Below are 13,326 nucleotides of genomic sequence, written 5' to 3'. Positions count from 1 at the left end.
AAAATGGCAAAGAAAGTTCAAGCCTATGTTAAGTTGCAAGTTGCAGCAGGTATGGCTAACCCTTCACCACCAGTTGGTCCAGCATTAGGTCAACAAGGTGTGAACATTATGGAATTCTGTAAAGCATTCAACGCACGTACTGAAAGCTTAGAAAAAGGTTTACCGATTCCAGTTGTTATTACTGTTTATGCAGACCGTTCATTCACTTTTGTTACAAAAACTCCACCAGCAGCTGTATTATTGAAAAAAGCAGCCGGTATCAAATCAGGTTCTGGTAAACCGAATAAAGATAAAGTGGGTACTGTAACTAAAGCTCAAATCCGTGAAATCGCTGAAACAAAAGCAGCAGATATGACCGGTGCGACAATTGAAACTAAGATGAAATCTATTGAAGGTACTGCACGTTCAATGGGTTTGGTAGTGGAGGACTAATCAATGGCTAAACTAACCAAACGTATGAAAGCAATCAAAGCGGGCGTTGATTCAACCAAAGCTTATGAGATCAATGATGCGATCGCAGTATTAAAACAATTTACTAGCCCTAAATTCGTAGAAAGCGTTGATGTGGCGGTAAATCTTGGTATTGATGCGCGTAAATCTGACCAAAACGTGCGTGGTGCGACAGTGTTACCAAATGGTACTGGTCGTAACGTTCGCGTTGCTGTGTTCACTCAAGGTGCAAATGCAGACGCGGCGAAAGAAGCAGGTGCAGATTTAGTGGGTATGGAAGATTTAGCAGAACGCATCAAAAAAGGTGAAATGGATTTTGATGTGGTTATCGCTTCTCCAGATGCAATGCGTGTTGTTGGTCAATTAGGTCAAATTTTAGGGCCGCGTGGCTTAATGCCAAACCCTAAAGTGGGTACAGTAACACCAAACGTTGCAGAAGCCGTGAAAAATGCGAAATCAGGTCAGGTGCGTTACCGTAATGATAAAAACGGTATCATTCACACCACAATCGGTAAAGCGGACTTCACCCCTGAGCAATTAAAAGAAAACTTACAAGCATTATTGGCAGCCTTAACTAAAGCAAAACCTGCTTCAGCGAAAGGCGTGTTCATTAAGAAAGTAAGTCTTTCTACCACTCAAGGTGCAGGCGTTGCGATCGATCAAAGCAGCCTATAATCCTGTTTTATAGAAAAGTGCGGTAATTTTTGACCGCACTTTTTCCGTGGCTAATGTGCAAATAGTGCTTTACTTTGTTTAAAAAATAACTATAATTAGCCACCTTAATTTTGTACGTTGCCTTTAAGGGCGAAGTGCAAAATATTGATGGTGCTTGCCAATACAAGCCCCGTCCAAGACCGTAGGTGAAATGGCGTGAGCAATTTCTTAATTTAAATCCTACGTAGATGGTGAACAGACAGAATTTTCTGCTTCTGGACACCTTAGGCTTAGAAAAGCAGACTGGCTTGTTTATAAAGTGCGGTCGGTTTTTTTAAGATTTTTTGTAAGTTCCGCTTTGGCGGAGTGTATCAGGAGCTAAAGCCAATGGCATTAAATCTTCAAGACAAACAAGCAATTGTTGCTGAAGTAAATGAAGCAGCCAAAGGTGCCCTATCAGCAGTAATCGCGGATTCTCGCGGTGTTACTGTGGATAAAATGACTGAATTACGTAAAGCAGCTCGTGAAGCTGGTGTTTCAATGCGTGTTGTGCGTAACACATTATTACGCCGTGCAGTTGAAGGCACTGATTACGAATGCTTAAAAGATGCGTTTGTAGGTCCAACACTTATCGCATTCTCTACTGAACACCCAGGTGCAGCAGCACGTTTGTTCAAAGATTTTGCAAAAGCAAATGATAAGTTTGAAATTAAAGGTGCAGCCTTTGAAGGTAAGATCCAAGATGTTGAATTCTTAGCAACATTACCAACTTACGACGAAGCAATTGCACGTTTAATGGGTACAATGAAAGAAGCGGCAGCAGGAAAACTTGTTCGTACGCTTGCAGCATTACGCGACAAATTACAAGAAGCGGCTTAATTCAAGCCTTTCTTACTCGGTTTAATTTATTTACTTTAGGAATTGATTGTTATGTCATTAACTAACGAACAAATCATTGAAGCGATTGCTTCTAAATCAGTAACTGAAATCGTAGAATTAATCACTGCGATGGAAGAAAAATTCGGTGTTTCAGCAGCAGCGGCTGCAGTAGCAGTAGCAGCTGGCGGTGACGCAGCTGCAGCAGAAGAAAAAACTGAATTTGATGTAGTTCTTGCAGCAGCAGGTGCTAACAAAGTAGCAGTAATCAAAGCAGTACGCGGTGCAACTGGCTTAGGCTTAAAAGAAGCGAAAGACTTAGTTGAATCTGCACCAGCAGTATTGAAAGAAGGCATCGCTAAAGCAGAAGCTGAAGCACTTAAGAAAGAATTAGAAGAAGCGGGTGCACAAGTAGAAATCAAATAATTTTGATTTTTCCGCGACCAATTCTGGTTCTAAAGACCCCGATAGTGATATCGGGGTTTTTGTTTATATGATTTTTAGTCCCTTGACTTTTATTTATTTATTCTTATATAATGACCAGCCATTTTTAATTCGCAAAGCCAATTTTGGATTAAAAATATACTGAATAATTCCCGTTTTGTTGCGTTATCATCAAGTTAAATTTCTCTTTTAGATAGGCAGAATTGCTTATTTCTAGGTAATTTGATGGCAACCCGTTCATCAGAAGTAAGGTTCAGAGTGCGGTATCTGAAAACGGATTCATCATTGATATAAAAAACTGTGTGAAAAAATGACCGCACTTTTGTTTTATATCGACTCGGTCTCACTAAAATTTATTGAGGAAAACCAATGGGTTACTCCTATACTGAGAAAAAACGTATTCGTAAAGACTTCGGCAAACGTCCGCAAGTTTTAAATGTACCTTATTTATTAACTATTCAACTTGATTCTTTTGATAAATTTATCCAAAGAGATCCTGAAGGTCAGCAAGGGTTAGAAGCCGCGTTCCGTTCTGTGTTCCCGATTGTAAGCAACAACGGCAACACCGAATTACAATATGTGAGCTATCGCTTAGGCGAGCCAGTATTTGATGTGCGTGAATGTCAAATTCGCGGTACCACTTATGCTGCACCATTGCGTGTGAAGTTACGTCTTGTTAGCTATGACAAAGATGCCGCGCCAGGCACAATTAAAGATATTAAAGAACAAGAAGTTTATATGGGTGAAATCCCATTAATGACAGATAACGGAACATTTGTGATTAATGGTACTGAGCGTGTAATCGTTTCGCAATTACACCGTAGCCCAGGCGTATTCTTTGATAGCGACAAAGGTAAAACGCACTCATCAGGAAAAGTGCTTTATAACGCACGTATTATTCCTTACCGTGGTTCTTGGTTAGATTTTGAGTTTGATCCAAAAGATAACTTATATGCGCGTATTGACCGCCGCCGTAAATTGCCGGCAACCATTATTTTGCGTGCATTAAACTATACAACAGAAGAAATTTTAGACTTATTCTTCGATAAAGTTGTTTTCCAAATTGAAGATAACAAATTATTAATGACCTTAGTGCCAGAAAGATTGCGTGGTGAAACAGCAACTTTCGATATTGTGGCAAATGGAAAAACTTATGTTGAAGTTGGTCGCCGTATTACTGCTCGTCATATTCGCGCCCTTGAAAAAGACAATGTGACTCAGGTTGAAGTGCCAACAGAATATATTGTGGGTAAAGTGGCGGCGAAAGATTATGTTGATCTTGAAACTGGCGAAGTGATTTGTCCTGCCAATGGTGAAATTACGCTAGAGATTTTAGCGAAACTTGCTCAAGCAGGTTACAAAACGATCGAAACCCTATTTACTAACGATTTAGACTACGGCCCGTATATTTCAGATACTTTACGCGTAGATCCAACTACTGATCGCTTAAGCGCATTAGTTGAAATCTATCGTATGATGCGTCCAGGTGAGCCGCCAACAAAAGAAGCGGCAGAAGGTTTATTTGATAACCTATTCTTCTCACCAGATCGCTATGATTTATCTGCGGTAGGTCGTATGAAATTCAATCGCTCTTTAGGCATTGAAGAAACCACTGGCAGTGGCATTTTAAGCAAAGAAGATATCGTTAATGTAATGCGTAAATTAATCGATATCCGTAACGGCCGTGGCGAAGTTGATGATATTGACCACTTAGGTAACCGCCGTATTCGTTCAGTAGGTGAAATGGCAGAAAACCAATTCCGTATTGGTTTGGTGCGTGTTGAGCGTGCGGTGAAAGAGCGTCTTTCTTTGGGCGATCTTGAAGCTGTTACACCACAAGATTTAATCAATGCCAAACCAATTTCGGCAGCGGTGAAAGAATTCTTTGGTTCATCACAACTTTCCCAGTTTATGGATCAAAATAACCCGCTTTCAGAAGTGACTCATAAACGCCGTATTTCTGCCTTAGGGCCAGGTGGTTTAACTCGTGAACGTGCGGGCTTTGAGGTGCGAGATGTTCACGCAACTCACTATGGTCGCGTGTGTCCAATCGAAACCCCTGAAGGTCCAAACATCGGTTTGATTAACTCTTTAGCGGTGTATGCGCGTACTAACGATTATGGTTTCTTAGAAACGCCATACCGCAAAGTGGTAAATGGTCAAGTTACTGAAGAAATTGAATATTTATCTGCTATTGAAGAAGGCAAATATATCATCGCGCAGGCGAACTCAAACTTAGATGATGAATTACGCTTTACCGATACTTTCGTAACCTGTCGTGGTGAACACGGTGAGTCTGGTTTATATCGTCCAGAAGAAATTCACTATATGGACGTATCCACACAGCAAATCGTTTCTGTGGCGGCAGCGCTTATCCCGTTCCTTGAACACGATGATGCGAACCGTGCCTTGATGGGTGCGAACATGCAACGCCAAGCGGTACCAACCTTGCGTGCGGATAAACCATTAGTCGGTACAGGTATGGAAAAACCGGTGGCGTTAGACTCTGGTGTTGCGGTTGTAGCAAAACGTGGTGGAACAATCCAATACGTTGATGCTTCGCGTATCGTTGTAAAAGTAAATGAAGATGAAACCGTTGCAGGTGAAGCAGGTATTGATATTTACAACCTTGTGAAATATACCCGCTCTAACCAAAATACCTGTATTAACCAAATTCCTTGCGTGAAATTAGGTGAGCCAATTGAGCGTGGTGAAATCCTTGCCGATGGCCCTTCAACAGATTTAGGTGAACTTGCCCTTGGTCAAAATATGCGCGTGGCATTTATGCCTTGGAATGGTTATAACTTCGAAGACTCAATGTTAGTGTCTGAGCGTGTGGTGCAAGAAGATCGTTTTACCACCATTCACATTCAAGAGCTTTCTTGTGTGGCGCGTGATACCAAACTTGGTTCTGAAGAAATCACTGCAGATATTCCAAACGTAGGTGAAGCGGCATTAAGCAAACTTGATGAATCAGGGATTGTGTATATCGGTGCAGAAGTAAAAGGCGGCGATATTCTTGTGGGTAAAGTAACACCAAAAGGTGAAACGCAATTAACCCCAGAAGAAAAATTATTACGCGCAATCTTTGGTGAAAAAGCGTCTGATGTAAAAGATTCTTCATTACGCGTACCAAACAGCGTATCAGGTACAGTTATTGACGTTCAAGTGTTCACCCGTGATGGCGTAGAAAAAGATAAACGTGCCTTAGAAATCGAAGAAATGCAGTTAAAACAAGCGAAGAAAGATCTTGTGGAAGAATTAGAGATCTTAGAAGCAGGCTTGTTTGCTCGCGTTCGCAACTTATTGATTTCAGGCGGAATTGACGCTGCGCAATTAGATCAACTAGAACGCACCAAATGGTTAGAACAAACCCTTTCAGACGAAGCGAAACAAAGCCAGTTAGAGCAATTAGCTGAGCAATATGAAGAACTTCGTAAAGACTTTGAGCATAAACTTGAAGTGAAACGCGGCAAAATTATCCAAGGTGATGATCTTGCACCGGGCGTATTGAAAGTGGTGAAAGTATATCTTGCGGTGAAACGCCAAATCCAACCAGGGGATAAAATGGCGGGTCGTCACGGTAACAAAGGGGTTATCTCAAAAATCAACCCAGTTGAAGATATGCCGTATGACGAAAATGGTCAGCCAGTGGATATCGTATTGAACCCACTGGGCGTACCTTCGCGTATGAACATCGGTCAGATCCTTGAAACGCACTTAGGTTTAGCTGCGAAAGGAATTGGTGATCAAATCAATGCAATGATCAAACAAAAACAAGATGTTGAGAAATTGCGTGGTTATATCCAAAAAGCCTATGATTTAGGTGGCGGTTCACAAAAAGTGGATCTTTCAACCTTTACCGATGAAGAAGTGATGCGTTTAGCGCAAAACTTACGCAAAGGTTTACCATTGGCAACGCCAGTATTTGATGGTGCGCACGAAGAAGAAATTAAAGGCTTATTAGAGCTAGGTGGGTTGCCAACTTCAGGTCAAATCACCTTATACGATGGTCGCACAGGTGAGAAATTTGAACGTCCAGTAACCGTAGGTTATATGTATATGCTCAAATTGAACCACTTAGTTGATGACAAAATGCACGCGCGTTCAACAGGTTCTTATAGTCTTGTTACGCAGCAACCATTGGGTGGTAAAGCTCAGTTCGGTGGTCAGCGTTTCGGTGAGATGGAGGTTTGGGCGCTTGAAGCTTATGGTGCCGCTTACACCTTACAAGAAATGCTTACCGTTAAATCCGATGATGTGAACGGCCGTACGAAGATGTACAAAAACATCGTGAGTGGCAACCAACAAATGGATCCGGGTACACCAGAATCTTTCAACGTAATTATGAAAGAAATTCGTTCACTCGGTATCAACATCGACTTAGACGAAGAATAATCTGATAAGCGAAAGCTAAAGTACGCTCAAGTGCGGTGAAAAAATTCAAAATTTTACACCGCACTTGGATAAGTTTAACTCCGACAGGAGCAAAATCTGTGAAAGACTTAGTTAAGTTTTTAAAAGCACAATCTAAATCCAGCGAAGATTTTGATGTGATCAAAATTGGTTTAGCCTCACCGGATATGATCCGTTCTTGGTCATTTGGTGAAGTTAAGAAACCTGAAACCATCAACTACCGTACGTTTAAACCAGAGCGTGACGGGCTTTTCTGTGCGCGTATTTTCGGGCCAGTGAAAGACTACGAATGTTTATGCGGAAAATATAAACGCTTAAAACACCGTGGGGTAATTTGTGAAAAATGTGGCGTAGAAGTAACACAAGCAAAAGTTCGCCGTGAACGTATGGGGCATATTGAGCTTGCTTCACCTGTTGCTCATATCTGGTTCTTAAAATCTTTACCGTCCCGCATCGGCTTATTATTAGATATGCCGTTGCGTGATATTGAACGTGTACTTTATTTTGAATCTTACATTGTTACTGAGCCGGGAATGACTGATCTTGAAAAAGGTCAATTATTAACGGAAGAACAATATATGGACGCAGAAGACCGTTGGGGCGATGAATTTGAAGCCAAAATGGGTGCAGAAGCGATCCAAGCGTTATTGCGTGATATGGATCTAGAAGTGGAATGTGAAACCTTGCGTGAAGAGTTGCAAGAAACCAATTCAGAAACCAAACGCAAAAAAATCACGAAACGCTTAAAATTATTAGAATCTTTTATTCAATCAGGCAATAAACCTGAGTGGATGGTGATGACCGTATTGCCAGTGTTACCACCAGATTTACGTCCATTAGTGCCACTTGATGGCGGACGTTTTGCCACTTCAGATTTGAACGATTTATATCGCCGAGTGATCAACCGTAATAACCGTTTAAAACGCTTATTAGACTTGATTGCGCCAGATATTATCGTGCGTAACGAAAAACGTATGTTACAAGAATCTGTTGATGCGTTATTAGATAATGGTCGCCGTGGTCGTGCAATTACCGGTTCTAACCGCCGTCCATTGAAATCACTTGCGGATATGATCAAAGGTAAACAAGGTCGTTTCCGTCAAAACTTATTGGGTAAACGTGTAGATTACTCAGGCCGTTCTGTAATCACCGTAGGGCCATACTTACATCTACATCAATGTGGTTTACCGAAAAAAATGGCGTTGGAATTATTCCGTCCATTTATTTATGCCAAATTAGAAAGCCGTGGCTTTGCAACTACAATCAAAGCAGCGAAGAAAATGGTTGAGCGTGAAGACGCAATCGTATGGGATATTTTGGCAGAAGTAATTCGTGAACACCCAATCCTATTGAACCGTGCGCCAACCTTGCACCGTTTGGGTATTCAAGCCTTTGAACCGATCTTAATTGAAGGTAAAGCGATTCAATTGCACCCATTAGTGTGTGCGGCGTTCAACGCGGACTTCGATGGTGACCAAATGGCGGTTCACGTGCCATTAACTCTTGAAGCACAGCTTGAAGCGCGTGCCTTGATGATGTCAACCAACAACATTCTTTCACCAGCAAATGGTGAGCCGATTATCGTACCATCACAGGACGTTGTATTAGGTCTTTACTATATGACTCGTGATAAAGTGAACGGTAAAGGCGAAGGAATGTTATTGCAAGATCCACGCGAAGCAGAGAAAGCTTATCGTACAGGTCAAGCGGAATTACATTCTCGTGTGAAAGTGCGTATCACAGAATATGTGAAAGATGCTTCTAACGAATTTGTACCGCAAACCAGCCTTGTGGACACCACAATTGGTCGTGCCATTTTATGGATGATCGCACCAAAAGGTATGCCATTTAGCTTGTTCAACCAAACCTTAGGCAAAAAAGCGATTTCAAAATTAATTAACGAAAGCTATCGCCGTTTAGGATTGAAAGCGAGCGTATTGTTTGCTGACCAAATTATGTACACCGGTTTTGCTTACGCTGCACGTTCTGGTTCATCAGTAGGTATTGACGATATGGTGATCCCAGCGAAGAAATATGAAATTATTTCAGCTGCAGAACAAGAAGTTGCAGAAATCCAAGAGCAATTCCAATCAGGTTTGGTAACAGCAGGTGAGCGTTATAACAAAGTAATCGATATTTGGGCAGCGGCGAATGAGCGAGTAGCTAAAGCGATGATGGAAAACCTTTCTCAAGAAGAAGTGGTAAACCGTGAAGGCGAGCTAGAAAAACAAGCTTCATTTAACAGCATCTTTATGATGGCAGATTCTGGAGCGCGTGGTTCTGCCGCACAGATTCGTCAGCTTGCAGGTATGCGTGGTTTGATGGCGCGTCCAGACGGCTCAATTATCGAAACACCAATTACCGCAAACTTCCGTGAAGGCTTGAACGTACTTCAGTACTTTATTTCAACCCACGGTGCGCGTAAAGGTTTGGCGGATACCGCATTAAAAACGGCGAACTCTGGTTACTTAACCCGCCGTTTAGTCGATGTGGCACAAGATTTAGTGATCATCGAAGATGACTGTGGCACTTACGAAGGTATCGTAATGACCCCATTAATCGAGGGGGGAGATGTAAAAGAACCTCTGCGTGATCGTGTATTAGGTCGTGTGGCGGCAGAAGACATCTTAAAACCGGGTACAGACGAAGTTTTAATTCCGCGTAATACTTTATTAGATGAAAAACTTTGTGATCTGATTGATGAAAATTCCGTAGATAGCATCAAGGTACGCTCTGTTGTAACTTGTGACACCAACTTTGGTGTGTGTGCGAAATGTTACGGACGCGATCTTGCACGCGGACACCTTATCAACCAAGGTGAAGCCGTGGGGGTTATCGCAGCACAATCAATCGGTGAGCCGGGTACACAGCTAACGATGCGTACGTTCCATATTGGTGGTGCGGCATCTGCGGCTGCGAAAGAATCAAGCATTCAAGTTAAGAATAACGGTACGTTACGTTTAGCTAACGTGAAATTCGTAACGAACAAAGAAGGCAAATTGGTCTTAACTTCGCGTAACACTGAATTAACTATTATTGACGCATTTGGTCGTACCAAAGAGCATTATAAAGTGCCTTACGGTGCGGTATTAAACAAAGCAGATGGTGATGAAGTGAACGCAGGCGAAACCGTAGCGAACTGGGATCCACATACAATGCCAGTGGTTTCTGAAGTATCAGGTTTCGTGAAATTCGTAGATATTACTGACGGTGTAACTGTAACTCGTCAAACTGATGAATTAACTGGTTTATCTTCAATCGTAGTACAAGATGTGGGTGAACGTGCAACAGCAGGTAAGGATTTACGTCCAACCATCAAACTTGTTGATGCGCAAGGCAACGACATTCTTGTTGCAGGTTCAGATATACCTGCACAGTACACCTTACCAGGTAAAGCGATTGTAACCCTTGAAGATGGTGCGGAAGTTCACGTGGGGGATTCCCTTGCGCGTATTCCACAAGAATCAGCGGGAACAAAAGATATTACCGGTGGTCTTCCACGCGTAGCGGATCTCTTTGAAGCGCGTAAACCGAAAGAGCCAGCAATCCTAGCAGAAATTTCAGGTATTGTTTCCTTCGGTAAAGAAACCAAAGGTAAACGCCGCTTACTCATCACACCAACTGAGGGTGAAGTGTACGAAGAAATGATTCCAAAATGGCGTCAGCTCAACGTATTTGAAGGGGAAATGGTACAACGTGGTGATCTGATTTCTGATGGTGCAGAAACCCCACACGATATTTTACGCTTACGTGGTGTGCACGCCGTCACCGATTACATCGTAAACGAAGTGCAAGAAGTTTACCGCTTGCAAGGGGTAAAAATTAACGATAAACATATCGAAGTGATCGTTCGCCAAATGTTGCGTAAAGCTATTATCACTAAGGCTTATGACTCTGAGTTCTTAGAAGGTGAGCAAGTGGAAGTCGCACGTGTGAAACTTGTCAACCAAAAACGTGAAGCGGAAGGTAAACCATTGGTTGAGTTTGAGCGTGAATTATTGGGTATCACCAAAGCCTCATTGGCAACGGAATCCTTTATTTCCGCCGCATCGTTCCAAGAAACCACTCGTGTGCTTACCGAAGCTGCGGTGGCAGGAAAACGCGATGAATTACGTGGCTTGAAAGAGAACGTTATCGTAGGTCGCTTGATCCCAGCAGGTACAGGTTTTGCGTATCACCAACAACGCCAGAAAAACCGTGCCGCAGGTATCGTTGAACCTGAGCAATTAACCAAAGCATCAAGCATCTCTGATGAAGAAATTGCTTCAGAATTTACATTCACCGCAGACGACGCAACTGCAAGTCTTGCTGAAATGTTAAATATGGCAGAAGATGCAGAATAATCGCTAACAAGCAACTAAAAGCCCGAACATTGTGTCGGGCTTTTTTATTTGTGCAAATAAATAAGTGCGGTGAGAAAATTTATAATTTTTTTACCGCGTTTAGCAGAGAAACTGATTTTAATAATGGATTAGTGCGTAAGACAGAAGATATTCAGTGCATTTTGACATTGCATAGTGTTTGGTATGTTTAGTAAAGCACATAAAACGCGGTGAAAAAATTATAAATTTTACACCGCACTTAAAAAATCATCTTCGCCAAATTTTTCCGCTTGATTTCTATAAAATCGCTTTATTTTCAAGACAATATCTAGCATAATCCGCGTTCTTATTTTATCTCTTTCTGAGGAATATTATGACAACGCAAACAACTGAAAAATTAGCAAATCCAGGTCCGTTAGGCTTATGCGGTTTTGCATTAACCACATTTTTATTAAGCTTAATTAATGCGGGTATCTTTGATAAACAAGACGGAATTTCCGTCGTACTCGCAATGGCATTCGCTTTTGGTGGAACGGCACAATTAATCGCAGGTATGATGGAATACCGTAAAGGTAACACGTTTGGCTTTACTGCCTTTATCAGCTACGGTGCATTTTGGTGGTCTTGGGCATTATTGGTACAATTTATGCCTGCAGCAAGCCCCGCCTTTTTAGGTTGCTACCTTGCCGCTTGGGGAACATTCACCTTAATGATGTTCATCGCTTCATTCAGTAAACCAAAAGCCTTACGCACGATCTTTTTCTTCTTAGTTCTAACCTTTTACGCGTTGGCTATTGGCGATGGATTCGGGCTTCACGGTTTAGTGCAAGTGGGGGGCTGTTTAGGCTTAATCACCGCATTCTGTGCTTTTTACCTTGCCGCTGCAGAAATGATTAACGAAAATTTTGGGAGAGAAATTCTTCCTATTTAAAGGTTAAAAGTATTAACTATAAGAATGTGAAATGTATCATTCATATTAGCTGATAGCCTTTCCCTCGTTGTGTTTTAACCCAAAGGTTATTGTCTTTTCTTCTTGGGAGTTTTTTTCTTAGGTTTGAGATATGCATATCTATACTGCGATCAAAGGGTGTGATATGTTTGCCTAGAGCGTTGATGCTTAAATACTCTCGAGATAGTATTTGTCCTGGATGGGAAATTAGTAATTGAAGTAAAATAAATTCTGTAGAGGTCAATCCCAAATCTTGGTCGTTATGGCTCGCTTGTTGTTTTTTTATATCAAGAACTAGTTCGCTATATGTAATGTAATAATTTTCTTGACTTTTCTTAAGAGTATGAGGGCTTACATTTATCCTACGTAAAATTGCATTAATTCTTGTGATAAGTTCACGCTCATTGAAAGGTTGAGATAAGCAGTCATCTGCACCTAGCTCTAAGCAGGTAATGCGATTCATAGCATTACCTGCGGTTATTACAATTATAGGGATAGTAAAATGTTCTCTAATTTGTCGTAGGATTACAGTACGATCTGACTTGGTGTGGGATATATCTAATATAGCCAGATGATAATGTTCCTCTGATTGATTTAATACGTCTTGTTCATTCGTTTCTTCGACTTCAAAATTATTCTTATGAAGTAGGTGAATCAAATCATAAACAAGAGATGTACCAGCATTGATTAATAACAATCTGGTCATTTTCTCAATTCCTTATATTTTATAGAAAATTTGAACTAAGTATCTATTCCCAAAATTGCCACCATCTTTTGTCTTTTGGCTTTAGTTCAATGATGGCATTGTTTACTTCGGCCTCACCATTATTTGGCAATGGTTTATCTAGATCAAGATGAGTAACAATGCCACGATTATCAAAATTGACAACAAAGGTGTGTTGATCAGGTTTTTGATACGCTTTTTGGATCAGGAAAACGTAATACCAAGTGTTGTTGCTAAATGGATCAATTAAGACGGGCGTGCCGAGTAAATATTGCACTTGCTGGGCATTCATTCCAACTTTGACTTGATCGACTGTTGCCGCTTCTAAGTAGTTGCCCTGTGGCACATCAATGCGGTAAACCACTTGGCTGATGGTTGAGCAGGCGGTAACGCTGAGAGCCAATAGCGCTGTGGTGAGAAGAGTTTCTAATTGCATAAGGGTTCCCTTTTCCTTTGTATAAATGGGGTGATAATACCGAAACTTAATGAGA

9 protein-coding genes are annotated in these 13,326 nt (G+C 41.5%); 7 read left to right on the top strand and 2 right to left on the bottom strand.

Annotated features, from left to right (window positions below; all coding sequences use genetic code 11):
• Positions 1-3: 3 nt before the first annotated feature.
• From rplK to HBL79_RS09790, 7 genes are all read left to right on the top strand, one after another.
• Positions 4-432, top strand: coding sequence for a 50S ribosomal protein L11 (gene rplK, locus HBL79_RS09820; RefSeq protein WP_017805430.1), 429 nt, complete (start codon positions 4-6; stop codon positions 430-432).
• Positions 433-435: 3 nt separating this feature from the next.
• Complete coding sequence (gene rplA, locus HBL79_RS09815; protein ID WP_035686332.1) at positions 436-1,125, top strand: 50S ribosomal protein L1; 690 nt, start codon at positions 436-438, stop codon at positions 1,123-1,125.
• Positions 1,126-1,491: 366 nt separating this feature from the next.
• Positions 1,492-1,983, top strand: a complete 492-nt coding sequence (gene rplJ, locus HBL79_RS09810; protein WP_017805428.1) for a 50S ribosomal protein L10 — start codon at positions 1,492-1,494, stop codon at positions 1,981-1,983.
• 51 nt (positions 1,984-2,034) lie between these two features.
• Complete coding sequence (rplL, locus tag HBL79_RS09805) at positions 2,035-2,406, top strand: 50S ribosomal protein L7/L12 (protein ID WP_017805427.1); 372 nt, start codon at positions 2,035-2,037, stop codon at positions 2,404-2,406.
• Between the two features lie 387 nt (positions 2,407-2,793).
• Positions 2,794-6,822 (top strand): DNA-directed RNA polymerase subunit beta, encoded by a 4,029-nt coding sequence (gene rpoB, locus HBL79_RS09800; RefSeq protein ID WP_035686329.1) that lies wholly within the window; start codon positions 2,794-2,796, stop codon positions 6,820-6,822.
• 98 nt (positions 6,823-6,920) lie between these two features.
• Complete coding sequence (rpoC, locus tag HBL79_RS09795; protein WP_035686326.1) at positions 6,921-11,183, top strand: DNA-directed RNA polymerase subunit beta'; 4,263 nt, start codon at positions 6,921-6,923, stop codon at positions 11,181-11,183.
• A gap of 352 nt (positions 11,184-11,535) precedes the next feature.
• Positions 11,536-12,093, top strand: a complete 558-nt coding sequence (locus HBL79_RS09790) for an acetate uptake transporter (protein WP_035686323.1) — start codon at positions 11,536-11,538, stop codon at positions 12,091-12,093.
• Positions 12,094-12,133: 40 nt separating this feature from the next.
• On the opposite strand, the gene HBL79_RS09785 is transcribed toward HBL79_RS09790, so the two are convergent.
• Together HBL79_RS09785 and bamE are read right to left on the bottom strand one after the other, a co-directional pair.
• On the bottom strand, positions 12,134-12,817 hold the full coding sequence (locus HBL79_RS09785) for a winged helix-turn-helix domain-containing protein (protein WP_035686320.1): 684 nt from the start codon (positions 12,815-12,817) through the stop codon (positions 12,134-12,136).
• 43 nt (positions 12,818-12,860) lie between these two features.
• Entirely contained in the window at positions 12,861-13,271 is a 411-nt protein-coding gene (gene bamE / locus HBL79_RS09780) for an outer membrane protein assembly factor BamE (RefSeq protein ID WP_046097232.1), read from the bottom strand.
• Positions 13,272-13,326 lie beyond the last annotated feature (55 nt).

This window comes from Avibacterium paragallinarum, from assembly GCF_011765605.1.
Lineage (GTDB): Bacteria > Pseudomonadota > Gammaproteobacteria > Enterobacterales > Pasteurellaceae > Avibacterium > Avibacterium paragallinarum.
Note: the sequence above shows the minus strand (reverse complement) of the source record. Positions and strands in the feature narration are given on the sequence as shown.